Source organism: Polynucleobacter sp. es-EL-1, from assembly GCF_018687975.1.
Classification (GTDB): domain Bacteria; phylum Pseudomonadota; class Gammaproteobacteria; order Burkholderiales; family Burkholderiaceae; genus Polynucleobacter.
In genome coordinates, this window is record NZ_CP061310.1 from 1521019 (window position 1) to 1544894 (window position 23876).

21 protein-coding genes are annotated in these 23876 nt (G+C 45.8%); 8 read left to right on the top strand and 13 right to left on the bottom strand.

What is annotated here, in order from left to right; all coding sequences use genetic code 11:
- Positions 1-4: 4 nt before the first annotated feature.
- Both FD974_RS07850 and FD974_RS07855 read right to left on the bottom strand, forming a co-directional pair.
- Positions 5-1216 carry a restriction endonuclease subunit S gene (locus tag FD974_RS07850; protein ID WP_215364094.1) on the bottom strand — a complete coding sequence of 404 codons (1212 nt, stop codon included), beginning with the start codon at positions 1214-1216 and terminating at the stop codon, positions 5-7.
- A complete protein-coding gene (locus tag FD974_RS07855) occupies positions 1216-2841 on the bottom strand; it encodes a class I SAM-dependent DNA methyltransferase (RefSeq protein WP_215364096.1) in 1626 nt (541 codons plus the stop codon). The genes FD974_RS07850 and FD974_RS07855 overlap by 1 nt, the downstream gene beginning before the upstream one ends.
- 751 nt (positions 2842-3592) lie before the next feature.
- On the opposite strand from FD974_RS07855, the gene FD974_RS07860 reads away from it, so the two are divergent.
- Both FD974_RS07860 and FD974_RS07865 read left to right on the top strand, forming a co-directional pair.
- Positions 3593-3823 (top strand): AbrB/MazE/SpoVT family DNA-binding domain-containing protein, encoded by a 231-nt coding sequence (locus FD974_RS07860; protein ID WP_215364097.1) that lies wholly within the window; start codon positions 3593-3595, stop codon positions 3821-3823.
- Positions 3813-4217, top strand: a complete 405-nt coding sequence (locus FD974_RS07865; protein ID WP_215364098.1) for a PIN domain-containing protein — start codon at positions 3813-3815, stop codon at positions 4215-4217. Before FD974_RS07860 ends, FD974_RS07865 begins: the two co-directional genes overlap by 11 nt.
- A 29-nt stretch (positions 4218-4246) precedes the next feature.
- Here FD974_RS07865 and rpoD read toward each other — a convergent pair whose 3' ends face one another.
- From rpoD to rpsU, 4 genes are all read right to left on the bottom strand, one after another.
- The gene (gene rpoD, locus FD974_RS07870; protein ID WP_251374572.1) at positions 4247-6838 is read right to left on the bottom strand and encodes an RNA polymerase sigma factor RpoD; all 2592 of its coding nucleotides are present in this window, start codon (positions 6836-6838) and stop codon (positions 4247-4249) included.
- A gap of 224 nt (positions 6839-7062) precedes the next feature.
- A complete protein-coding gene (gene dnaG / locus FD974_RS07875; RefSeq protein WP_215364099.1) occupies positions 7063-9024 on the bottom strand; it encodes a DNA primase in 1962 nt (653 codons plus the stop codon).
- Between the two features lie 35 nt (positions 9025-9059).
- Positions 9060-9506, bottom strand: coding sequence for a GatB/YqeY domain-containing protein (locus tag FD974_RS07880; protein ID WP_215364100.1), 447 nt, complete (start codon positions 9504-9506; stop codon positions 9060-9062).
- A gap of 117 nt (positions 9507-9623) precedes the next feature.
- Complete coding sequence (rpsU, locus tag FD974_RS07885; RefSeq protein WP_011903537.1) at positions 9624-9836, bottom strand: 30S ribosomal protein S21; 213 nt, start codon at positions 9834-9836, stop codon at positions 9624-9626.
- Positions 9837-9913: 77 nt separating this feature from the next.
- On the opposite strand from rpsU, the gene tsaD reads away from it, so the two are divergent.
- A complete protein-coding gene (gene tsaD / locus FD974_RS07890; protein ID WP_215364101.1) occupies positions 9914-10987 on the top strand; it encodes a tRNA (adenosine(37)-N6)-threonylcarbamoyltransferase complex transferase subunit TsaD in 1074 nt (357 codons plus the stop codon).
- On the opposite strand, the gene folE2 is transcribed toward tsaD, so the two are convergent.
- Genes folE2 through xseB form a run of 4 tightly spaced genes read right to left on the bottom strand, consistent with a single transcriptional unit; the run spans position 10980 to position 14924 of the window.
- Positions 10980-11807 carry a GTP cyclohydrolase FolE2 gene (gene folE2, locus FD974_RS07895; protein WP_215364102.1) on the bottom strand — a complete coding sequence of 276 codons (828 nt, stop codon included), beginning with the start codon at positions 11805-11807 and terminating at the stop codon, positions 10980-10982. The genes tsaD and folE2 overlap by 8 nt on opposite strands.
- A gap of 25 nt (positions 11808-11832) precedes the next feature.
- Positions 11833-13749: a 1-deoxy-D-xylulose-5-phosphate synthase gene (gene dxs, locus FD974_RS07900; protein ID WP_215364103.1), complete on the bottom strand. Its 1917-nt coding sequence runs from the start codon at positions 13747-13749 to the stop codon at positions 11833-11835.
- 16 nt (positions 13750-13765) lie between these two features.
- Complete coding sequence (locus tag FD974_RS07905) at positions 13766-14659, bottom strand: polyprenyl synthetase family protein (protein WP_215364104.1); 894 nt, start codon at positions 14657-14659, stop codon at positions 13766-13768.
- A gap of 31 nt (positions 14660-14690) precedes the next feature.
- Positions 14691-14924, bottom strand: a complete 234-nt coding sequence (xseB, locus tag FD974_RS07910) for an exodeoxyribonuclease VII small subunit (RefSeq protein WP_215364105.1) — start codon at positions 14922-14924, stop codon at positions 14691-14693.
- Positions 14925-15086: 162 nt separating this feature from the next.
- On the opposite strand from xseB, the gene FD974_RS07915 reads away from it, so the two are divergent.
- Positions 15087-16193, top strand: coding sequence for an aromatic ring-hydroxylating dioxygenase subunit alpha (locus FD974_RS07915; protein ID WP_215364106.1), 1107 nt, complete (start codon positions 15087-15089; stop codon positions 16191-16193).
- Between the two features lie 33 nt (positions 16194-16226).
- On the top strand, positions 16227-17057 hold the full coding sequence (locus FD974_RS07920; RefSeq protein ID WP_215364107.1) for a sulfurtransferase: 831 nt from the start codon (positions 16227-16229) through the stop codon (positions 17055-17057).
- On the opposite strand, the gene FD974_RS07925 is transcribed toward FD974_RS07920, so the two are convergent.
- From FD974_RS07925 to polA, 3 genes are read right to left on the bottom strand one after another with little or no spacing between them, the layout of a single operon-like run.
- Positions 17054-17827 carry a ZIP family metal transporter gene (locus FD974_RS07925; RefSeq protein ID WP_215364108.1) on the bottom strand — a complete coding sequence of 258 codons (774 nt, stop codon included), beginning with the start codon at positions 17825-17827 and terminating at the stop codon, positions 17054-17056. The two genes, FD974_RS07920 and FD974_RS07925, sit on opposite strands and share 4 nt — an antisense overlap.
- A gap of 5 nt (positions 17828-17832) precedes the next feature.
- Positions 17833-18729, bottom strand: coding sequence for a dienelactone hydrolase family protein (locus FD974_RS07930; RefSeq protein WP_215364110.1), 897 nt, complete (start codon positions 18727-18729; stop codon positions 17833-17835).
- A gap of 15 nt (positions 18730-18744) precedes the next feature.
- Positions 18745-21588 carry a DNA polymerase I gene (polA, locus tag FD974_RS07935; RefSeq protein WP_215364112.1) on the bottom strand — a complete coding sequence of 948 codons (2844 nt, stop codon included), beginning with the start codon at positions 21586-21588 and terminating at the stop codon, positions 18745-18747.
- A gap of 117 nt (positions 21589-21705) precedes the next feature.
- Between polA and FD974_RS07940 the strand changes: the two genes are divergently transcribed.
- From FD974_RS07940 to FD974_RS07950, 3 genes are read left to right on the top strand one after another with little or no spacing between them, the layout of a single operon-like run.
- On the top strand, positions 21706-22077 hold the full coding sequence (locus tag FD974_RS07940) for a hypothetical protein (RefSeq protein WP_251374573.1): 372 nt from the start codon (positions 21706-21708) through the stop codon (positions 22075-22077).
- Positions 22078-22119: 42 nt separating this feature from the next.
- Positions 22120-23097: a homoserine kinase gene (locus FD974_RS07945; RefSeq protein ID WP_215364114.1), complete on the top strand. Its 978-nt coding sequence runs from the start codon at positions 22120-22122 to the stop codon at positions 23095-23097.
- Entirely contained in the window at positions 23094-23876 is a 783-nt protein-coding gene (locus tag FD974_RS07950) for a BPSS1780 family membrane protein (RefSeq protein WP_215364116.1), read from the top strand. Before FD974_RS07945 ends, FD974_RS07950 begins: the two co-directional genes overlap by 4 nt.

Below are 23876 nucleotides of genomic sequence, written 5' to 3' on the forward strand. Positions count from 1 at the left end.
AAGCTCAATTATTAATTTGGATTGATAATAATTTCAGAAGTAAAAGATCACGCATCTTACTTAGCTTAGAAATTTGCAAAGAAAGTGTAAGAATCTGCCTTAGCATTGGCGCAGCAACCCTCTCAAACTCAACTATCAAACTTTCTGGGGGTGAAATAAACTGCATAGCTTTAACAGCCGATCCAGCATGCAAAATAGTTGTTCCTTTTGCATGCGCCCTTATCGTATCTTGAATGCTATCAGAAAGAAGCAAGTTATAGGCAAAGCTCCACCCCAGCCTACTCTCATCTTTAATCACAAGTTTCCGTATACCAGTTGAATACGAGCCTGACAAACCGATCCTCACAAGCCCAACAGATCCATCTAGAGTTAAAGCAATATCATCTCGATTTAAATACTTATTCCTAGCTAAAGCATGTGGAATGAATAAATCGCTTTCACGTTTACTAAGATCTCCCACCCGGAGAAACTTGACCAATCCTTCCGCCCACTCATCCATGTAAGAGTCGGATCCTGGTTCAATGCCCCTCTCAAAATCAGCAAAATCTGATACTTTTCGTGCCTCCCATCCGGTAGGTAGTGATGTCTCCCCTAAAGGGGTTGCTTTATGTTCAACATATCCTGGATACCTAAAGTTTACAAACCACTCGCGATAAATTGACTGTGACATTTCTTCAAGGATTTTAATGCGACGGCCATTATTAGCGATAAGATTGTCGAAAGAAGAAAGAATTTCACCAATACGCTTTTGGTCCTCAATGGGCGGCGTATAGATGGGGAATGATAATAACTTATCTAAACTCAAGTTATCTTGTGTAGCCCCCCTTGATACTGATAGGAATTTGTTACGCATCAAGTCCAATGAGTACTTTACAAAATGCAAATCAGATTTATGAGGATCAGGAATAAATCCTACAATACTGTCAGGAAAATAAGCTGGAAACTTTAAGATTGCAGTCTTTGCTGTATTAGCCCCAGCGATAGTTATGCATAACGTATTAGCAGGCCACTGCTTGCTCTGCAATATTCCAAAATCGCTATAGGTATGCAAATATTCGGTGATGTAAGGATCTGCAGTCATAATATCTGCAGTCTGTATGAAGGGGTGAACACCGCCGTAAAGGCGCGAATCATTTCGCGGGCGATGCCTTGATTTTCCCCTGCCAACATAACCGAGTTCATCAAGCCGCATCGGCTTCCATGATTTATCCATCATTATTCGGCAGTTCTTAATATTTCGGAAATATTTAATGAGATATTTTTTTCTATTTCCCGCGCTTCCAGATTTAAAAATTCAAGTTCTTCACTTAGGAACCCAAGTTGATCGTTAAAATCTTTACTACTAGTCTCATCACCAAGAGGGGCTCCAACGTAAAGCCCTGGATTTAACGACCATCCTTGTGCTTCTATATCTGATAATGTAGCCACCTTACATAAACCCAAAATATCTTTATAGACAGGCTTGGCACCGAAAATTTCTTCAAGCTTAGCTTTAAGCTCTTCACCACCTTGCGCTAAGTCAACTTTATCGCCGCGATATAGCTTAACAATATTTGATATAAAGTCTATTTGATTTTTCGTCCAGTCCCTATGAGACCTATCAATTTTTCTGTAGATGTGACGAGCATCTATGAAGAGTACAGTATTAGCCCTTGGAGTTTGCGATTTACCTTTATCCAAAAACCAAAGCATACATGGTAGTGTCACTGTGTAAAACATATTAGATCCGACAGATATCATCACATCAACAACCTTATCCTGAAGGAGTTTCTCCCTCAGTTCGCGTTCAGACGATCTTGCGTCAGCAGCAGAATTTCCCATAACAAATCCCGCTCGCCCCTTAGCATTGAGGGCTGAATAAAACATCTGAATCCATATGTAGTTTGCGTTATCTGCTCGAGGTAACCCAAATGGAAATCTCCGACCACCTCCCACCATCTCTTTAAGTCGCTCCTTGTCCACTGAATCAACATTAAAGGGTGGATTTGCAAGAACAAAATCGAACTGCCCAACCGCTCCGTGAGGGTCATCATAATAACTATTGGTATTGCCGCCGTGACGTATATCACCCTCCAAGCCATGAATCGCCAAATTCAAACGACATAAGCGACCAGTGTCATCAGTTTTTTCAACGCCAAAAATTGACAGTTCTGCAGTTGGATTCTTTTGATGTTCCGAAACAAAACGTGCAGACTGAACGAACATTCCACCTGAGCCACATGCCGGATCAAGAATGCGTCCATGATATGGCTCAATAATTTCTGTTAGTAATTTCACAATGCTTGAGGGTGTATAAAATTCACCACCGCCCTGCCCTTCGGTCATAGCAAATTCACCAAGGAAGTACTCGTATACGCGTCCGAATGCATCAAATTCCAAACTTACAGGTATTTCAGAAACTTTTTTTAGCAGCCCTTTAAGTAACGAGCTAGTAAAGAGGTTGTAAGTTTTTGGAAGCACTCCAGCCAAACGAGGGTTATGCTTTTCAATTTCACGCATTGCCTCATTAACTTTCGCACCAATATTCTCTGACTCAGGCAAAGTTAGCAAATAGTCATATCGAGCTTCTGGGCTCAGATAAAGAATTCCTTCGGCCAAATATGCAGTAGGGTCTTCGGATCGACTAACTCTCCTTGGAGAGGAGCCTTCTTTTCCTAACTGCTCATGTTTAGAGGCGAATCTAGCCTCTGCAAATCTCAAAAATATCAATCCCAGTATTGGCCCAGCATACTCCTGGGTTTTCAATCCAGAATTTGCTCGGAAGTCATCCGCAGCATCCCATAGATGTTTCTCCAGGGTTGCATTATTCGCATCTTTTTCAGAAGCTGCAATCCAACGCATATTTTTACTTTCTGATGTATTTATTGTTTTCTACTAGTAGTGTAGCTTGCCCTAAGCGTTACTTAAAGTAACGCTCAAAAAAATACCAACCCGAAGGTTGGTATTTTCATTTCTGGTGGGCCCACCAGGACTTGAACCTGGGACCAAAGGATTCCGGTTTGTGTAGCTTTCACTACTCCCTGGACTATGCCTTCATCATATCGATTGCTCGACTTAGATGGGTGCCGTCTAGTCTCTACACCTTCAACAGCACTTTCACGCTGAAGCTTGGCTCGGCGTTAGCTTGTGCAGCTTTTGGCTACATTTAGCTTTCTCCGAATTTGACACCATCCCTTATGCAGTTTCCACGCATAAGGCACAACTTTCGCTATGAGTCCTCTGCTCTAACCAACTGAGCTATGGGCCCTAAAACTGTTTTTACTACACACCTTGCTGCTGGTGTTTGCCGCTTCAAAACCACACTAAAACCGCATTTACTACACACCTCGGTTTTTGCTTCGGTGTGTAAGCGGTGTGTAGTGAATTTATACCGCCTAATTCACCACTAACCTCTTGAATCTATTGAGGTCTTAACTACAAGACCCCTAGGGCTTCTTTCTTATGAGTCCTCTGCTCTAACCAACTGAGCTATGGGCCCTATGCCAACATTGTAATTGAAGGGTCAAGCCACCCCTTATCTAATTGGTGGAATTGTATTTACATGCCAATTAGATATACATTAATATATGTATATCTAAAGGAGTCATTGATCATGATCGTTTCCAAATGGGGCAATAGCCTAGCTATTCGACTACCTTCCCAAGTGGTGGAATTTTTGAAGCTTAAGGAAGGGGATGATATTGAGGTTCAGGTCGCCGATAAAAAACATTTTCATATTAGAAAAAAACCATCTCCTCAAGAGAGGATAGAGGGTCTGAGAAAATTTCGTGGACGAATGCCTGCTGATTTTCACTTTGATAGATCCGAACTGAATGAACGCTAAGAAAATATTCTTTGATACCAATACCCTGCTTTACCTACTGTCATCGGATAACAAAAAAGCAGATTGGGTAAGCAAAAATCTACAGCAGCACAATGTGATTAGCGTTCAAGTGCTCAATGAATTTACATCAGCTAGCCTGAGAAAAATAAAAATATCCAATGCTGAGCTAGATGAGTTTTTGGATCTATTTACATCCACATTCAATGTGAGATCTCTAGATATAGATACCTTTGAAACTGGACTAATGGTCTCCAGGCGCTATGGATATCAACACTATGATTCGATGATTATTGCTGCAGCACTGCAGGCGGGTTGCGAAAGACTGTATTCAGAAGATATGCAGCATCGACAGGTAATCGATAAAAAACTACAAATCGTGAATCCCTTTGCATAAGAGATTCACGATATTGGGTAATGCAGCTATTAATCTTCCTCGAGGAAGGTCTTAAGTTTGTCGCTACGGCTTGGATGACGCATTTTGCGGAGTGCCTTAGCTTCAATCTGACGAATACGCTCACGCGTTACGTCAAACTGCTTTCCAACTTCTTCGAGAGTATGGTCTGTGCTCATTTCAACACCAAAGCGCATACGCAATACTTTTGCTTCACGTGGCGTTAATGAATCCAATACATCTTTCACCACATCGCGCATCGAGTCATGCAATGCCGCCTCAGCTGGAGCCAATGTATTGCCATCCTCAATGAAGTCGCCCAAATGAGAGTCTTCATCGTCACCAATTGGCGTTTCCATGGAGATTGGCTCTTTAGCGATCTTCATAATCTTGCGGATCTTATCCTCAGGGATTTCCATCTTGAGCGCTAAGGTTGCTGCATCTGGCTCATGGCCAGTTTCTTGCAAGATCTGACGGCTAATACGGTTCATCTTATTGATCGTCTCAATCATATGAACTGGAATACGGATCGTACGAGCTTGGTCGGCAATCGAGCGGGTAATTGCCTGACGGATCCACCAAGTTGCATAGGTAGAGAACTTATAACCACGGCGGTATTCAAACTTATCTACCGCCTTCATCAAACCGATATTGCCCTCTTGAATCAGATCCAAGAACTGCAAACCACGGTTGGTATATTTCTTAGCAATCGAGATTACCAAACGTAAGTTAGCAACAGTCATCTCACGCTTTGCTTCACGAGCACGCTTCTCACCCGCAATCATTTGCTTGTTCACTTCTTTTAATTCTGGAAGTGGCAAGACTACGCGAGTCTGAATATCAATCAACTTCTGTTGAAGTTCTTGAATCGCCGGCACGTTACGCTCTAATAGTGCTGAGTAAGGCTTGTTTTCTTTCAGGAGCTTTGCTGTCCACTCAAGATTCATAGACATCTTCGGGAAATCTTTGAGCACTTCACCGCGGTTCACGCCTACCTTATCTACCAATAAGCTCACAATACCGCGCTCTAGCTTCCAAACTTGATCTACTTGTGAGCGCATCGTGTCGCACAACTTCTCCACACTCTTTGCAGTTAAGCGGAAACCGAGTAATTCAGCGCGAATAGCTTCCTGAGCCTTAATATAGGCTGGACAGTTGTAACCTTCTTTATCAAAGGCACGACGCATCTTGTCAGCTTGAGTGCGCACAATCGCAAACTTCTCTAAAGAAATCTGCTTGAGCTCTTCTAACTGCTTAGCGTTTGCTGTGGCTGCACCGCCGCCACCGCCGCCACCTTCATCTTCACCATCGACTTCCTCATCACCCTCTTCTGCATCCGGGTCAACCTCTGGCTCTTCTGGTCCCAACTTGATATCTTCTGCATTCGGGTCAACCAATCCATCAACGAATTGATCAATCTCCATCTCGCCACTAGCAATCTTGTCCACATTACCCAAGATTTCTGCAATAGTGACAGGGCAAGCAGCCAATGCCATCACCATGTCTTTAAGACCGGCTTCAATTTTCTTCGCAATGACAATCTCGCCTTCGCGAGTCAGAAGATCTACTGTACCCATCTCGCGCATATACATACGCACTGGATCGGTTGTACGGCCAAACTCAGAATCAACAGTAGCTAAAGCGGCTTCCGCCTCTTCTTCAGCCTCTTCTTCGGAAGTGGTTGCTGAAGCGTTTTCATTGAGCAAAAGTGTTTCAGCATCTGGGGCTTGCTCATAAACAGTAATATTGATGTCGTTTAAGAGACTGATCAATGTCTCCAATGCATCCGCATCAGACAACTCATCTGACATCACGTCATTCATTTCACCATGGGTTAAGTAACCCTTGGACTTACCCATCTTGATCAAGATCTTTAGACGAGTACGACGTAATTCTTGTTGCTCCTCGGAGCCTAATTGTTGTGCTGCAAATTCTTTTAAGAGGGCCTTTTCTTTAGCCTTGCGCTCACGTGCCTTTTGACGATCTGTCAAAACGGGTTCAGCGCCTTCAGCTGGAGCATCGGCTTTGGGCTTACGACCTTTTTTAACTTCCTCGGTCGCAACTACCTCAACTTCAACTTCCTTGGCTTTTTTACCCTTGGTTTCTTTTACTTCTTTTACTTCTTTGGTCTCTTTAACTGGCTTACTAACTTCAGCCTTAGCTACAGAAGCTTTACCTTTTTTAGGAGCCTCAATCTTTTCCGCTTTCGCTGGCGCTTTTACAGGCGCTTTAGCAGCGGGTTTTGCCGCAACCTTCACCGGCTTAGCGGGTGTTTTAGCTGTTGGTTTTGCCGCTTTCGCAGGAGCCTTAGCGGTGACCTTTGCGGCCACTTTGGCCACTGGTTTAACTGGTTTTGCCGCAACTTTCACTGGCTTAGCGGGTGCTTTAGCTGCTGGTTTTGCTGCTTTAGTAGGAGTCTTAGCTGCTGGCTTTGCTGCTTTTGCAGCAGACTTCACTGGCTTAGCAGGTGCTTTAGCAGCGGGTTTTGCTGCTTTTGCAGGGGCCTTAGCCACTGGCTTTGCTGCTTTTGCAGGCGCCTTGGCTTTTGCTGCAGGCTTTGCTGGTTTGGCTGGTGCCTTAGCTTTAGCAACTGGTTTGGCGGGTTTTTTCTTGATATTAGGCATTTATTAGCACTGACTCACATTACTGATTATTGATCTCGGCTGATGAAGCGCAGCCACGTTTTCCACTTGCCCCAAATTTCTTCAAAATAAAGCGCAAGTGGCTGAATTAAATCGGTTTTTTTCTGGGAATAGAGGATTATAGTCGATTGCCGCTTTTTTACCCCTCCCATTACTCAAAATATGGGGTAATTTTCTGGGTTTTCTAGGGGCAAATCAGAAAAAACTTAGGAATGCTTTAGGCGCTCGCCTAATTCTCGGTATCGAGCACGGTCTTGCTCGGTGGCGGTGCTGCCAGCAATCTTTTGAGCGATCTCGGTCATTTCTGTCTTGAGATGGGTTAATTCCAACTTTTTGAAGGCCCCCTCCAGATCTGCTGTCGCTCCTTCAAGCTCTAAATCTGAGCCCATTACCCTTTTTCTCAGCACCTCATACAAGGGAGCTAAGTCACTACGGGAAAGTTGATCTTGGAATAAGGCAAATGCGCCAGCACCTACTGTCGGTGGCTTGCCATTTTCCCCGGGAATTAATTCCACCAAATCACATTGAGCCAATAAATCTTTCATTAATTCCAAGGCTTTAGCCGAGCGCAACTCAGAAGCTTGTAAAGCTAAGTGGCGTTTATGGGTATCGAGTGCTTTGCCCAAGTGCGGGAACTGAATAAGTACGCGCAATATCTGCTCTGCTAAATCGGTTGGCGCCTGAGGTGGAGCAATATTTTGTGTTGCCGCCCTTTTTTGCGAACCTTTGGACGCTTGCCAAGGAGCACCCTGTGTGCGATTCCCGCCACCCGATTGAATAAAGTTGGGTGCTCGCTGATTGCTATTGGAATACGAAGTCTGCTGTACTGGTGCGGGCGCAACTGTTAAACCGCAAAACGCTTCTAACTCCGCGGGGGTAGAGTTCGTCCGAATAGCTAACTCACGCAAGATTTGTGTGCGCAATGCAATCGGCGGCATGGATAACAATAAGGGCTTAGCAGCATGGTGCGTTTGCGCTCTGCCCTCAGGAGTAGTGAGCTCATGCTCTTGACTTGCAATCTTAAAAAAGAAACTCGAAAGTGACATTGCCTCTTTGATGACTTTTTCAAAAGCAGGTGCCCCATAAGCACGTACATAGCTATCGGGATCATGCTCAGTCGGTAAAAATAAGAAGCGAATTTCTTTGTCATCTGACATGAGTGGTAAGCAAGCCTCTAATGCACGTTGTGCAGCGCGCTGACCGGCAGAGTCACCATCAAACGAGAACACAATACGATCTGTTTGGCGCAATAACATGCGTACATGGTTGGCGGTACACGCTGTACCCAGTGTCGCTACAGCATTAGGGAAACCCAATTGCGCTAGTGCAACCACATCCATATAACCTTCACAAACGAGCACATACTCTTGTGCACGAATCGCTTGTCTTGCTTCAAATAAACCGTACAGCGTATTGCCTTTAGAAAAGAGTGGTGTCTCAGGTGAATTTAAATACTTTGGCTCACCCTGATCAAGAATGCGTCCACCAAAGCCAATGGTTTGCCCTTTAGGATTTCGAATGGGAAACATGATGCGATCACGGAAACGATCGTAGCGCCTAGCTGTCTGGTTTGCACCAGGACTATCGCTACTATTTTCACTTTGAATTAGTAAGCCACCTTCAAGCAAAGTCTTAGCAACTTCATCATTACCATAAGAGCCAAAGACTGCTTCTAAGCCTTGCCATCCATCGGGCGCGTAACCCAAGGCATAGCGCTTAGCAATCTCACCAGTAAGACCACGCCCCTTGAGATATTCGACTGCGCGAGGTGCACCTTTCAGTTGTTGGCGATACCAATCCGCTGCTGCACTCATGACTTCACTTAAGGCCATAGTTTGCTGCAGCCGTGCTACATCATTTGCAGTACGCTCTTCACGGGGAACATCTAATCCAGCGGAGCGCGCTAATTCTTCAATAGCGTCTACATAGCCCAGACCGGAATACTCCATTAAAAAACTAATGGCAGAACCATGCGCGCCACAACCGAAGCAGTGATAAAACTGCTTAGTAGGTGATACAGAAAATGAAGGAGACTTCTCAGAATGAAACGGGCACAAACCTTGATAGTTCGCGCCCGCTTTCTTTAACTTGACGTGCTGCCCAACGACATCAACGATGTCAACCCGATTTAATAAATCGGCAATGAAGGATTGGGGAATAAGCGCCATGGATCCAGTATGAAACTGTTTACGCAGTTCTTCAATTACTTCGCTAGCGCTGCTTTAACTAATCCAGATACTTTGCCCATATCTGCCTTGCCGGCTAACTGCCCTTTCAAAACTCCAATGACTTTGCCCATATCTTGAGGACCCGCCGCGCCAGTAACAGCTACTGCAGCAAGAACCGCAGCCTCCACTTCAATATCTGACATCTGCGCTGGCATATAGGCTTGCAAGATGACCATCTCTGCTGCCTCAACCGCCACCAAATCATCACGACCCGCTTTCTCAAACTGAGAGATCGAATCTTTACGCTGCTTAATCATCTTCTCAATAGTGGCAATCACACTGGCATCGTCGAGCACGATGCGCTCATCGACTTCACGTTGCTTAATTGCTGCCAACAAAAGGCGGATAGTTCCCAAACGCGCCACTTCTTTGGCGCGCATGGCATTTTTCATGTCTTCAGTGATTTGATCTTTGAGTGTCATGGCGATATTCCTTATTCTGGATATTGGATATTTCTAAAGCTTCAAAAGCAAAAACCCGCTGCGTTTCACCGTCAGCGGGTTTCAAAGCCTCTCGGTGAGGAGAGCTTTTAAATTCGATTAGTAAAGCTTCTTAGGCAACATTTGGCTACGAATGCGCTTGTAATGGCGCTTAGCAGCAGCAGCTTTCTTACGCTTACGTTCAGCGGTTGGCTTTTCATAAAACTCGCGGGCACGCAAGTCTGTCAAAAGACCATTTTTTTCAATGGTGCGCTTAAAACGGCGTAATGCCACTTCAAATGGTTCGTTCTCACGGAGGCGGACTGTAGTCATACTTGTTTAACTCGTATATGCTCGAAAAATATCGAAAAATTAACTGAAACGCGATTCTAGCACGACCAAGCAAAAAAATGATTGTTTTAGGCATAGAAACTTCTTGTGATGAGACTGGGGTGGCCCTTTATGACACCTCCGCCTGGGAAAACCACGCTCCAGCCCATATAGGCATATTGGGCCAGGCTTTGCACTCCCAAATCGCCATGCATCAAGAATATGGTGGCGTAGTCCCAGAATTGGCCTCTAGAGACCACATTCGGCGGGTTTTACCCCTTCTAGATGACGCTTTGCACGAAGCAAAACTGCAATTAAAGGATATTGACGCGATTGCTTATACCCAGGGTCCTGGCCTAGCTGGGGCGCTACTAGTGGGTAGTGCATTTGCTAAATCCCTAGCCCAAGGGCTTGAAGTACCCTCAATTGGGGTGCATCACCTAGAAGGTCATCTACTTTCTCCACTTTTGGGGGCCTCTGTCCCAGAGTTTCCCTTTATTGCCCTCCTGGTCTCAGGAGGACATACCCAGCTCATGCTGGTTAGCGGGGTTGGCAAATACCAACTTTTGGGCGAAACCTTGGACGATGCTGCGGGTGAGGCTTTTGACAAAACCGCTAAATTACTTGGCCTGGATTACCCAGGAGGTGCGGCAATTTCCAAACTGGCTGAAAAAGGCCAATCTGGTCGTTTTGATCTACCCAAGCCCATGCTCCACTCGGGAGATTTGGACTTTTCATTCTCTGGGCTGAAAACGGCAGTCCTCAATCAAGTGAAAAAATTTGAGGCATTGGGCATTTCCGATCCTGAAGAGATTGCAACATTTCATGTGGATCTTGCAAGAGGCTTTGTAGATTCTTTAGTGGCAGTCTTGGTGAACAAATCGGAAAAGGCGCTGAAACAAACAGGCTGCAAACATTTGGTGCTTGCTGGTGGTGTCGGTGCAAATTTGCAATTACGCGCAGCGCTCAATGCCAGTGCTCAAAAGAATCGATTCGAGGTGCACTATCCACCCGTCAATTTATGTACTGATAATGGTGTGATGATTGCTTTTGCTGGAGCGCTACGGATGCTTGCCGAAAATAATGGCTCAACTAGATCTGGCGCTTTTGATGTTAAGCCGCGCTGGGATTTAGCCAGCAACAATCTTACTTAGTCAGACTGATTTTGGCGTAAGCGCTGTGATTATGGATCGACTCAAAATTTTCAGCCTCGACCACTAAAGACAGAATGCGTTGATCGCCCTTCAATTGGCCTGCTACATCACGCACCAGGTCTTCGACAAACTTGGGATTGTCATAAGCACGCTCAGTCACCCATTTCTCGTCGGGACGTTTGAGTAAACCCCACAACTCACTAGAGGCCTGGCCCTCAGCAGCAGTTACTAAATCTTCCACCGTCATTTTGGTGTGTGGATCCAGAGATACTGACATCGTCACATGAGAGCGCTGATTGTGCGCGCCGTACTCAGAAATTTCTTTAGAGCAAGGACATAAACTCATCACTGGGACAAGAGCACGTAAATTCAACTCAACACCTATGGAACCGGCAGCACTTTGTTTGGCAATTGCCGTCCAAGTCACTTCATAATCCATCAAGCTTTCAACACCGGACACCGGTGCCGCTTTTTTAACAAAGTGCGTATAAGTAAACTGAATGCGGCCCTCAGTAGCATTAAGCAATGGCAACATCTCACGCACCATTGCCACAATCGAAGTGCTGTCTACAGGCTCTTGGTGTTTTTGTAAAAGCGCAATAAAACGGGACATATGCGTGCCCTTAACATGCGCAGGTAATGCCACATCCATCTCAAAATTACCAACGGCAGGCATATCGCCAGACTTAGTACGAATCACCAAAGGGTGACGTAATCCACGAATACCTACTTGCTCAATCGGAAGTGCGCGCTCGTCATGCGAAGACTGCACGTCTGGCATGGTTTGCGGTTTGAGAAAGGCTGTATTGATATCGTTCATAGCTCTATTTTCAGGCAAAAATGACTTATTTGCCCACGATAGCGGCATTTACTGCCAATTTTGTGGGAATTACCTCGGGAAAGCGTTCTACGATTGCTTTAGCAATCCCCTCGGAATCTAGACCACACTTACTCATTAAGAGTTTGTAATCACCATGCTCAACAAAGACATCGGGAAGGCCTAATTGCAATAAAGGTTTATTGATTCCCATAGCTGACAGGGCCTCTAGGCAGGCACTTCCAGCACCGCCCTGAATCACACCATCTTCAATAGTCACAAAATAATCATGGTCTTGTGCAAGCGATTTGAGCAAATCGATATCTAATGGTTTTACAAAGCGCATATTGGCCACAGAAGCATCTAATTGCTCTGCCACCTCTAATGCTGGATATAGCAAAGTACCAAAAGCCAAGATTGCTACTCGCTGACCTGCAGGTGCATTGGATTTACGACGCAATTCACCCTTGCCCAATGGTACGGTACGCAATTCTTTTGAAGGGATTGTTCCCACACCGGCACCACGAGGGTAACGCACTGCGCTTGGATGTGGTTGATGAAAAGCCGTAGTCAATAAATCACGGCACTCCGCTTCATCTGCCGGCGTCAATACCAGCATATTCGGAATACAACGTAAAAATGGAATGTCGTATGCGCCAGCATGGGTTGCACCATCTGCGCCAACTAAACCAGCGCGGTCCAATGCAAACAATACTGGTAAATCTTGAATGGCAACATCATGAATCAATTGATCGTAGGCACGTTGCAAAAAGGTTGAATAGATTGCAACAACTGGCTTCATGCCTTCGCATGCCATACCCGCAGCAAAAGTTACTGCATGTTGCTCGGCAATACCAACGTCGTAATAACGCTTCGGAAAATTCTGCTCAAACTCCACTAGTCCTGATCCTTCACGCATGGCTGGTGTGATGCCGATTAACAATGGATCAGCATGCGCCATATCGCAGAGCCACTCACCAAATACTTGGGTAAAGGTTTTTTGCGGAGCAGTACTCGATTTTTTAACACCCTCTTCAGGGTTAAATTTGCTTGGGCCGTGATAGAGCACGGGATCAGCTTCTGCCAACTCATAGCCTTGCCCCTTGCGGGTAACGACATGCAAGAACTGTGGGCCGCGTCCCTCTAGTGCAAGACGGCGTACGTTTTGCAACATCGGAATCAAGGCATCTAAGTCATGGCCGTCAATTGGCCCGAAATAATTAAAGCCAAACTCTTGAAAAATAGTAGAAGGTGACACCATGCCTTTGGCATGATCTTCTAAGCGCTTGGCAAACTCACGCAATGGTGGCGCAATTGATAAAACACTATCAATGCCCTTCTTAGTTGCAGAGTAAATGTTGCCGCTGAGTAATCTCGCAAGGTGACGATTGAGGGCGCCTACTGCAGGCGAGATCGACATATCGTTGTCATTCAGAATGACGACTAATGGCAAGTCGTCATACACACCGGCGTTGTTCATAGCTTCAAATGCCATACCACCTGTCATCGCGCTATCACCAATGACTGCTACAGCAACGTGTTTTTCACCTTTGGTTTGAAAGGCGCGCGCCATTCCCATTGCCGCAGAAATACTGGTCGATGAATGGCCTGTACCAAAAGCATCATATTCACTTTCAGAGCGACGCGGAAAGCCCGATAAGCCATCAAATTGACGCAGGGTATTCATGCGCTCACGGCGACCAGTAAGAATTTTGTGAGGGTAGCTTTGATGACCCACGTCCCACACTACACGATCATGTGGCGTATCAAAAACATAATGCAATGCGATTGATAGCTCTACCGTCCCCAAGTTAGAAGACAGGTGACCACCCGTTTTGGAGACTGAATCCAATACAAATTGGCGTAACTCATCAGCCAAAGCCACAAGTTGCTCACGAGGCAGTTTCTTTAAATCAGCAGGAGAGTGAATGGAATGTAAAGTCATTAATTCTTCAATAATCTTATTTGCCTCGATTGACTACCAATAGAGCCAAATCTTTCAGAGCGTCGGCTTTAGCGCCAAAACTCTCTAGGCTAGCAATGGCAGTTTCCTGCAATTCTTTTGCCGCCTTCATGGCATAGTCTAAACCCATCAAGCTGACATAGGTTGGCTTGTCGTTCGCGGCGTCTTTTCCAGCGGTTTTACCTAAGGTTTGGCTATCGGCAGTGACATCCAAAATATCGTCAACAATTTGAAAGGCTAAACCCAAAGCCTCAGAGTACTCTTGGAGATGCTGCATTTGTATTGCACTCAACTGTGCAGCAATGCCACCTAGCTCAACCGAACAAGAAAGCAAAGCGCCCGTTTTCATGGCATGCATTTGTTTGAGACCAGCCAAATCTAAGCGCTTACCCACACTCTCCAAATCAATGGCTTGACCGCCAGCCATGCCACGAGAACCAGATGCAGTGGCTAGAGCGCGAACCATAGCTATGCGCATGTCTGCATCACACTGTGCATTAGCCAATATCTCAAAAGCTCGAGTCTGCAGGGCGTCGCCCACCAATAATGCGGTAGCTTCGTCAAAGGCTATATGTACCGTAGGGCGACCGCGGCGCAAATCATCATCATCCATGCACGGCAAATCATCATGCACCAAGGAATAAGCATGAATGCATTCAATAGCCACTGCAGCAGCACCTAAAGTGCTTTGATTGACATCGTCACCCAGGTCGCCAGCCGCATATACCAACAATGGGCGAATACGCTTACCACCACCCTGAGCGGCATAACGCATCGCTTGGTGCAATCTCACTGGATTGGTATTGGCGAAATCTAATAAAGAATCCAATGCCAACTCGAATCGCTCCCCATGGGTGCGAATCCAGTTGTCAAAAGCAAAAGGTTGATTCATGAATGGGCTTAAAACCACTATTCCCTGAGGCTTAAGCCTCAAATACCCGTACTTGTTGCTCAACTTGAGCAAGCACACCCTGGCAGTGCTTTAGGAGTGCGGCACCACGTTGATAGGCCAAAAGTGTCTCCTCCAAGGAAAATTTGCCTGATTCCATATCAGAAATGAGCTTTTCCAACTCCTTGACTGCCTGCTCATAGCGCAGATTAGGATCAATTTGCACCTCAAGACCGGGCTTCTGACCCTCAGATTTCTTTGCTGGCATTGACTTATTTCCTTCAAATTTCTCACAGATATAGCCCTACATATTAAAGCGAGATGGGGGTCAGATGGGTATAATCCCCTCCTTCCTTTCCAATATCGATCCGTCGATGGTTGGATTGGTTATTCCGCTTAGCTTCGGCTGACGTTTTCGGGGGTGGGGAGAATGACTAATCTGGCTACCGCGCAGCAGCTTGCGCCGTCCAAACTACAACTGCCGGTTTCGGCATATTTTGACGTTGATTTGTATCAGCGTGAGATTGAACTGCTTTTTAAGCAGGGTCCTGGCTATGTTGGCCACGAACTCATGGTGCCTGATGTGGGCTCCTATCAAACTCTGAGCGCAGAGAATGAAGGGCGCCTACTGGTGCGCAATCAGCAGGGCGTTGAACTACTTTCCAATGTCTGCCGCCATCGCCAAGCACTCATGCTCAATGGCAAAGGCAAAGCGGACAACATCGTTTGCCCTCTGCACCGCTGGACTTATGATTTAAATGGTCATCTCTTGGGTGCGCCACATTTTGAAGATAAGCCCTGCTTAAATCTAGGTAAATCCCCTCTGCAAAATTGGCAAGGCCTTTTATTTGAAGGTCCGCGCGATGTTCGTGCTGATCTTGCGAAACTTGGCGTAGCTAATGATCTGCAATTTGAGGGCTACGTTTTGGATCATGTTGAGGTCCATGAATGCAATTACAACTGGAAGACTTTCATTGAGGTCTATCTTGAGGACTATCACGTTGTTCCTTTTCATCCAGGCTTAGGCAAGTTTGTTTCTTGCGAAGACTTGCGCTGGGAGTTTGGCGATTGGCATAGCGTACAAACTGTTGGCATACACAAAAATCTTGAAAAACCAGGATCACCTGTCTATCAAAAATGGCATGAAGCAGTATTGCGCCACTATGAAGGCAAATCTCCACGTCATGGTGCGATTTGGCTCACCTACTACCCTAATGTGATGGTGGAGTGGTATCCAGGAGTGCTGTGTGTATCCACCCTACATCCTATGGGTCCTAATAAAACGCGTAACGTTGTGGAGTTCTACTACCCAGAAGAAATCGCCCTGTTTGAGCGCGAATTTGTTGAAGCAGAACGCGCCGCTTATATGGAAACCTGCATTGAGGATGATGAAATTGCTGAGCGTATGGATGCAGGTCGCGCAGCCCTATTGGCCCGTGGTGAAAACGAGGTAGGACCCTATCAAAGCCCCATGGAAGACGGTATGCAGCATTTCCATGAATGGTACCGTCGCGCAATGAACTATCAAGGCGCATAATTAGTTTCACATTGACAGCTAAAGGAAGCCCTCATGACTCCTCTGATCACAGCTAACCAGCTAGAAGAAATTATTAATAGCGGCGAAGATGTTTTGATTTGCGATTGCCGTTTTGATTTAGTAGATCATGAGGCGGGCAAAAAAGCTTACGAAGAGGGTCACATCCCTGGTGCAATTTATGTAGATCTAGATCGTGATCTTTCTGGAGAAAAAACTGGGCAGAATGGTCGTCATCCTATGCCTAGTCCAGAGGCTTGGGCTAACACCAAATCACGTCTTGGCATGGATCCTAAAACATTAGTGGTTGCCTATGACAATCATGGCTCGGTCTATGCCAGCCGTTTATGGTGGATGCTCAAAGCAACAGGCCATGCCAATGTTCGAGTTCTCGATGGTGGATTGGATGCCTGGAATGGCCCTATCGGAACGGTGCCACGCCCACCTACACCAACCGCCACTCCAGTCCAACCCATGCCCTATGTCGGCCTAGTATTGGTTGATGAGCTGGTGAGCAATCTGCAGAGCAAAAATAATCTGGTAATAGATGCCCGTATGGCCGATCGCTTTCAAGGTCAAAACGAAACCTTAGATCCTGTTGGCGGCCACATTCCTGATGCAATCAACTACTGCTTCCGCAATAATCTGTCGTCCAAGTCTTTTAAATCTCCTGAACAACTCTACAAAGATTTTGTGGATTTACTGGGCGGTAAGAAGGCATCTGAAATCATCCACCAATGTGGCTCTGGAGTCACTGCTTGCCATAACCTGTTGGCTATGGAGCTTGCAGGACTCAAAGGCTCCAGGCTATATGCAGGAAGCTGGAGTGAATGGTGCGCAGATCCTAGTAGACCTGTCGCACGTTAATGCATTAGCGAAAGTAGCACAACAAAACCAACGCCACAGGCAATCAAAATTGTTTGGCGCAGAGATTCTGCCCAATGAGGGCGTCGGTGCATTTGCGGAATAAGATCACTTACTGCGATGTAGATGAAACTACTAGAGGCAAGCACCAAGAGGTAAGGCATCGCGGCATGTGCACGCTCTAAGAAGAAATAAGCCAATACACCACCCACCACTGCTGAAAGACCGCATATTAAGTTATAGAGCAAAGCGCGAGTACGTGAGAAGCCCGCATTGAGGAGAACAATAAAGTCGCCAATCTCTTGCGGAATTTCATGGGCGATGATGGCAATGGCAGTAAAAATGCCCACTTGATAGTCGGCCATGAAGGCTGCTGCAATCAATACGCCATCGACAAAATTATGCAGGCCATCGCCAATCAGAATCATCCAACCGCTACGACCTGCTACTTCTGCATCATGTCCATGGTGATGACCATGGCCATCACCCTCGTGATGATGGCTGTGTCTTAATAAGGCAATTTTTTCAAGCAGGAAAAATCCAAGCAATCCAGCAAGCAAAGTAGCAAAAAGAATCTGAGGATTAACCCCCTCCATCGAGAATGCTTCTGGCAAAGAATGCAATAAAGCAGTTGCCAGCAAAATTCCCACAGATACGCTCACCATGTTGTTCACCATCTTTGATAAAAAAGATAGTGAAAAACTGGCTGCAACTAAGACGCTAGCAGTACCTGCTAGCGCCGTTACCAGCAGTATGCTTTGCAAAACAGACATTAAAACTACGCCACTCCGTATTGCTTAAACCAGGCAATGCATTTTTCCCAACCATCTTTCGCCGGACCTTCACGATAGAGTGCACGATAGTCCGCATGAAATCCATGAGGCGCATCAGGATAGATTTCAAAACGAGAGGCTTTAGCTGCAGGATTTTTAGGGGCAGCCTTAGCAAGTTCTTGACGCATTTGCTCGACCGTTTCCAATGAAATGCCAGCATCAGCACCGCCATATAAACCTAACACTGGAGCTTTGAGTTCTGCAGCAATATCCACGGGATGCTTTGGACTATTTTCTGTTTTTTCACCAACCAAGCGACCGTACCAAGCGACCCCAGCTTTTACCTGAGGAAGTGTGGCCGATAGCCAAGTAATGCGACCGCCCCAGCAAAAGCCAGTGACGCCTACTTTTTTCACATCGCCACCGTTCTTACCAGCCCACACTAAAGCGGCTTGAATATCATTTAACACTTGGGAATCAGGTGTCTTAGCAACAATATTGCTCATGATGTCAGCGGTAGTGCCGTAAGTATTTGGATCACCCGCACGAATAAAAAACTCAGGGGCAATGGCCATGTAACCTAATTTGGCAAATCGTCGTGTGACATCTGCAATGTACTCATGTACGCCAAAGATTTCACTAGCAACAATCACAATAGGCAATTTACCTTTGGCATTCTCTGGGCGAGCAACGTAGGTAGGCATCTGGAAGGTGCCAACAGGAATCATCTGCTCACCCGCTTTAATACCTTTAAAGTCTGTTTCAATCGCAGCAGCCAATACTGGCTCTGAAGCCGCAACAAAACCAATGCCAATTGAAGTGGCTGTCACAGCCGAAGCTTTGATAAAACCTCTTCTATCACCTACAGCAACTTTAGAATCTTGATCTTTTTTTCTTGTCATTTTGTCTTCTCCTCGTTAGTGGGCTTCTTCCCAATTATCACCAATCCCGATACCAACTACCAATGGAACTTTTAATTCCGCCACCTGACACATTAAATCAGGTAGTTTTTCTTGCAAAAGCCCCAGTTCGTCTAAGGGTACGTCAAATACCAATTCATCGTGTACCTGGAGCAACATGCGGGTTTTTAATTGCTCCTTTTCAAGCCAATTCTCTACCGCGACCATTGCTAGCTTAATCAAATCCGCAGCAGTGCCTTGCATTGGCGCATTAATAGCGGCTCGCTCAGCTCCTTGGCGACGTGGTCCATTAGAGCCCTTTATCTCTGGAAGCCACAATCTTCTGCCAAAAACGGTCTCCACATAACCATTTTCTCTAGCCTCTTGGCGGGTACGCTCCATGTATTGCGCAACCCCTGGGTAGCGATCAAAGTATTTAGCAATATAGTTTTGCGCTGCTGAACGTTCAATACCCAGATTGCCCGCCAAGCCAAAAGCACTCATTCCGTAAATCAAACCAAAATTAATCACTTTGGCATAACGACGTTGTTCTGAATTCACACGCTCCAGAGGCACCCCAAAAATCTCTGCAGCGGTTGCCTGATGAACATCCTTACCGGCAGCAAATGCAGCTAATAAATTTTCATCCTCAGCAATATGCGCCATGATGCGCAATTCAATTTGCGAATAATCCGCCGATAGCAATTTGCAGCCTTCTGCCGGAATAAAAGCTTCCCGAATTCGCCGCCCCTCTTCCGTGCGAACGGGAATGTTTTGCAGATTGGGATCACTGGATGCTAGACGTCCTGTCACGGCAGTGGCCTGAGAGAAACTCGTGTGTACACGCCCAGTTTTAGGGTCAGCCATACGAGGTAACTTTTCAATATAGGTTGACATCAATTTAGCTAGGCTGCGGTAATCCAAAATACGTGCTGGTAAGGGGTAATCCTCTGCCAATTTTTGCAAGACCTCTTCATCTGTAGACGGGGCGCCTGATGGCGTTTTCTTAATTACCGGAAGCTCTAACTGGCCAAATAAAATTTCCGCAATCTGCTTTGGCGATTGGATATTAAATGGTTGTCCAGCCAGCTGATGAATTTCACCCTCGAGCGCAAGCAAACGTTTTCCGACCTCCTGACCTTGCACAGAAAGTAGTGCTGAATCAATGCGGATACCATTACGCTCCATGATGCCGAGCACTCGCATGGCTGGCATCTCAATGTGCTCGTAAACATAGAGTAATCCAGGACTTGCTTGGATTTGAGGCCAGAGCGCTAAATGCAAGCGCAAAGTAATATCGGCATCTTCTGCAGCGTAGTTGGTTGCCGTCTGAAGATCAACTTGATCAAAGCCAATTTGATGTACGCCCTTGCCACATACCTCTTCATAGCGAATCGTCTTCATCCCCAGATGACGCTCAGCGAGGCTGTCCATATTGTGTGGCATATGGGACTCCAACACATAAGACTCCAGCAAAGTATCAAACTGCACGCCTTGAACAGTAATGCCGTAATTAGCAAAAATATGAATGTCGTACTTGAGGTTTTGCCCAACTTTAAAATGGGCCTTGCTCTCAAGCCATGGTCTTAATTTACTTAAGACCAGCTCACGACTGAGCTGAATATCACCATTGCGATGTGCCACCGGAATGTAACAAGCCTCACCTGGCGTCACCGACAAAGAAATACCAACTAGCTCCGCAGCAAGCGCATCTAGACTGGTGGTTTCAGTATCCACCGCAGTTAATGGTGCATGATTAATTTTCTCAATCCAACGATCTAATGCACCTTCATCAACAACACATTCATAATGCTTGGCGATAGAGGCTTGTAAGTCTGTCGTCTCTTGAGATAGGGCTGCGGTAGCCATAGTTGCTGTTGGACCAAAGTGGCTCGTTGACTTTTTTCCACCAAGTCCCGAAGCAGTATCTGCATTATCTTGAATAGGGCTGCCCGCTAAATCAAAACCTTCAGAAACATCTTCAGTGCTTGACGTACCTAATTGCTTCTCGACATCACGAAGCCAGGTTTTAAATGCATAACGCTCGAATAATTCTCGCAGAAGCGGCGCATCTTCGGCCTTGGCATGCAAATCATCTAAACCAGGCAGATAGGGCGATAAATCACAGTCCGTTTTAACCGTAATGAGTTGGCGAGCTTGCGGTAACCATTGCAAACTATTGCGTAAATTTTCCCCAACAACGCCTTTGACCTGATCAGCATTTGCCATCAAGTTATCCAAATCACCGAACTCAGCCAACCATTTATTGGCGGTTTTAGGACCAGCCTTTGGTACACCTGGAACGTTATCAACGGTGTCACCAATAATCGACAAGTAGTCAACAATGCGCTCTGGGGGCACTCCAAACTTGGCAATCACCCCTGGAATATCCAGCTTTTCATCGGTCATCGTATTAATGAGAGTGACAGACGGATTAACCAATTGAGCCAAATCCTTATCACCCGTGGAAATGATGGTTTCCCAGCCGGCTTCAGTAGCCTGACAGGCTAAGGTACCAATGACATCATCTGCCTCAACCCCAGAAACCATTAATACTGGCCAGCCTAGGGCCTTAACCATGGCATGAATGGGTTCGATCTGCTTTACCAAGTCCTCAGGCATCGGGGAGCGGTGAGCCTTATATTCTGAGTACATTTCATCTCGAAAAGTCTTACCCTTGGCATCAAAAACACAGGCAATATGGTCTGCTTGAATCTCAGACCTAGCTCGGCGCATCATATTGACCATGCCATAAATGGCCCCCGTGGGCTCCCCGGCCCCATTTCTAAGGTCTGGCATGGCATGAAAGGCGCGATATAGGTAGCTAGAGCCATCTACCAACAAGAGTCTATGTTTAGTCATACCGCAATCGTACAATCTAGTTGCTAACTACCTACAGATTAGGTTTTAAACGTCCCTGAAAATGGGTCCAAAAAGGTGAAAATGATGCATACCCTCTCGAATTTATTACACTCAAGCATGAGCCATACCCTTGTTCTAACAAGCTTTTTTCTTGCTTTTCTGACATTAGGGCTAAGCGCAGCACAAGCGCAAGGCAATAGCCAAGCCTTAAGCCCTTCTGAATTGCAGCAAATTAATAATCAACCACTTTCACCGCCAGTCAGCGCCTCCCAAGCGACGAATGCCCCTGAAGGCCGTAAACCCAGCTTTGTGCACAAAGAGGCCACCGGCACTGAAATTACAGAGTACAAAGACGCCAATGCGCCAACACAGGTTGATGTCAAAACACGCTACACCAGTTACGAGATGGCACCCCCTGCTACTGTGATGCCAGGAGTGCCTAAAGAAACTGATCTTATTAGCGTCCCCAGCGTTAAGATTCCTTTCTAAGACACCTTAGTCATTGATTCACTTTTCTTTTCTTAAGTAGCCATGGCTGTCTTTACACCCATTGAACTGGGCGATATCGCAAACTGGATCGCGCACGATTTTGAGATTGGCCAAGCTGTCTCCATCAAGGGGATTCATGGTGGTATCGAGAACTCTAATTTCTTTCTCGATACCGAAAAAGAAAATAAGAAGCAAGAATATGTCTTAACGATTTTCGAAAGATTATCTGCAGAACAGCTGCCCTTCTATTTAGAGTTAATGCGCCATTTGGCAAACAAAGGGATTCCAGTTCCAAAGCCTCTTGAGAATAAGCATGGCGAGATTCTTTTCTCACTCAAAGCTAAGCCTGCAGCCATAGTCAGTAAGCTACCTGGTTTATCTAGATTGGATCCCAAAGTAAATCACTGCGCTCTTGTTGGTGAGATGTTGGCGAAGATGCATCTAGCTAGCTCAGACTTTAAACAAAGTCAGGAAAATCTTCGCAGTCTATCTTGGTGGCAAAAAACCGTTCCGCAAGTATTGCCACACCTTAATAGCGCTCAAGCGCAATTACTCACAACAGAGCTATCAACCCAAGAAACATTTTTTTCATCGGATGATTATGCTGACCTACCAAAAGGTGCAAGTCACTGTGATCTGTTTAGGGATAATGTCCTGTTTGATCCACAAGTGGAAAGTGATAGCACTAAAGATCAGCTAGGTGGTTTCTTTGACTTCTATTTTGCTGGTACCGATAAATGGTTATTTGATTTAGCGGTGACTGCTAACGATTGGTGTCTTGCCGAAAACAAGCAAGATCTAGATCCCGATCGCTTAAAAGCCTTAATGCAAGCCTATCAACGTGTGCGGCCCCTGACAGAGGCGGAGCAAAGAAGCTGGCCGTTGATGCTTCGTGCGGCGGCGTTACGATTTTGGATTTCACGCTTATGGGACTATTACCTCCCAAGAGATGCGCAAATGCTCACTCCACATGATCCTCGTCATTTTGAAAACATTCTTTTAAGTCGTAAGGCACTATGAAACTGAATACCGTTGCCCCTAAAGAAGGCTACACCTGGATTCGTCAAGGCATTTGGCTGTTTAAACAAAATCCTTTGGGATTCTTAATGCTGGTATTTTTATACGTCTTTACAGCGCAATTAGCTGTCATCATTCCAGTAATTGGCGTATTTGCTGTTCTCCTTCTGACACCCACCCTCTCGGTTGGTTTTATGACGGCATGTCGCCAAGCAATTCAAAAAGAACGTATCCGTCCGATGGTGTATTTAATTGCTCTGCAAGGTACACCCATTGTGCGCAAACGCATACTGCAATTAGGCATAGTCTATGCAGCAATGATTCTGTCATTAAGTTTTATTTTGAGTCTACTGGTAGATTTTGAAGTCATCCTTCCATTACTGACCGGCGATAAGCCCATCACACCAGAAGTAATCAATCAGATTTATCTCATCTTGTTTTATGGCTGCTTACTCTACGTGCCTGTAGCGATGTTGATGTGGTTCTCACCAGTGTTAGTAGCTTGGGCAAACATGTCAGTAGGTCAGGCGCTATTTTCTAGTGCTGTTGCATGTTGGGCCAACAAGGGTGCATTTTTATTCTATGTCGCCATTTGGGGCGGCATCCTCGCGATCATCCCCTTAACAATTGGCTCCATCCTAGATGCCATTAATTTAGGACAAGCAGCGTCTTTTATCATCGCGCCACTATCCATGGCAGCGCTCACTGTGATGCACTGTTCTTTCTTTGCAACCTGGAAAGCATGCTTCGCTGAAAAAGAATCAGCAACCTTAATTGCTTAG

What these genes read in the sequence shown, in the direction of transcription:
- FD974_RS07925 (WP_215364108.1), bottom strand. Translation starts at nt 17,827, where the DNA reads ATGTCTGTTTTGCAAAGCATACTGCTGGTAACGGCGCTAGCAGGTACT.
- FD974_RS07865 (WP_215364098.1), top strand. Translation starts at nt 3,813, where the DNA reads ATGAACGCTAAGAAAATATTCTTTGATACCAATACCCTGCTTTACCTA.
- FD974_RS07850 (WP_215364094.1), bottom strand. Translation starts at nt 1,216, where the DNA reads ATGATGGATAAATCATGGAAGCCGATGCGGCTTGATGAACTCGGTTAT.
- FD974_RS07940 (WP_251374573.1), top strand. Translation starts at nt 21,706, where the DNA reads ATGAGCCATACCCTTGTTCTAACAAGCTTTTTTCTTGCTTTTCTGACA.
- rpoD (WP_251374572.1), bottom strand. Translation starts at nt 6,838, where the DNA reads ATGCCTAATATCAAGAAAAAACCCGCCAAACCAGTTGCTAAAGCTAAG.
- tsaD (WP_215364101.1), top strand. Translation starts at nt 9,914, where the DNA reads ATGATTGTTTTAGGCATAGAAACTTCTTGTGATGAGACTGGGGTGGCC.
- FD974_RS07855 (WP_215364096.1), bottom strand. Translation starts at nt 2,841, where the DNA reads ATGCGTTGGATTGCAGCTTCTGAAAAAGATGCGAATAATGCAACCCTG.
- FD974_RS07950 (WP_215364116.1), top strand. Translation starts at nt 23,094, where the DNA reads ATGAAACTGAATACCGTTGCCCCTAAAGAAGGCTACACCTGGATTCGT.
- FD974_RS07905 (WP_215364104.1), bottom strand. Translation starts at nt 14,659, where the DNA reads ATGAATCAACCTTTTGCTTTTGACAACTGGATTCGCACCCATGGGGAG.
- folE2 (WP_215364102.1), bottom strand. Translation starts at nt 11,807, where the DNA reads ATGAACGATATCAATACAGCCTTTCTCAAACCGCAAACCATGCCAGAC.
- FD974_RS07930 (WP_215364110.1), bottom strand. Translation starts at nt 18,729, where the DNA reads ATGACAAGAAAAAAAGATCAAGATTCTAAAGTTGCTGTAGGTGATAGA.
- FD974_RS07880 (WP_215364100.1), bottom strand. Translation starts at nt 9,506, where the DNA reads ATGACACTCAAAGATCAAATCACTGAAGACATGAAAAATGCCATGCGC.
- FD974_RS07945 (WP_215364114.1), top strand. Translation starts at nt 22,120, where the DNA reads ATGGCTGTCTTTACACCCATTGAACTGGGCGATATCGCAAACTGGATC.
- polA (WP_215364112.1), bottom strand. Translation starts at nt 21,588, where the DNA reads ATGACTAAACATAGACTCTTGTTGGTAGATGGCTCTAGCTACCTATAT.
- rpsU (WP_011903537.1), bottom strand. Translation starts at nt 9,836, where the DNA reads ATGACTACAGTCCGCCTCCGTGAGAACGAACCATTTGAAGTGGCATTA.
- FD974_RS07920 (WP_215364107.1), top strand. Translation starts at nt 16,227, where the DNA reads ATGACTCCTCTGATCACAGCTAACCAGCTAGAAGAAATTATTAATAGC.
- dxs (WP_215364103.1), bottom strand. Translation starts at nt 13,749, where the DNA reads ATGACTTTACATTCCATTCACTCTCCTGCTGATTTAAAGAAACTGCCT.
- xseB (WP_215364105.1), bottom strand. Translation starts at nt 14,924, where the DNA reads ATGCCAGCAAAGAAATCTGAGGGTCAGAAGCCCGGTCTTGAGGTGCAA.
- FD974_RS07915 (WP_215364106.1), top strand. Translation starts at nt 15,087, where the DNA reads ATGACTAATCTGGCTACCGCGCAGCAGCTTGCGCCGTCCAAACTACAA.
- dnaG (WP_215364099.1), bottom strand. Translation starts at nt 9,024, where the DNA reads ATGGCGCTTATTCCCCAATCCTTCATTGCCGATTTATTAAATCGGGTT.
- FD974_RS07860 (WP_215364097.1), top strand. Translation starts at nt 3,593, where the DNA reads ATGATCGTTTCCAAATGGGGCAATAGCCTAGCTATTCGACTACCTTCC.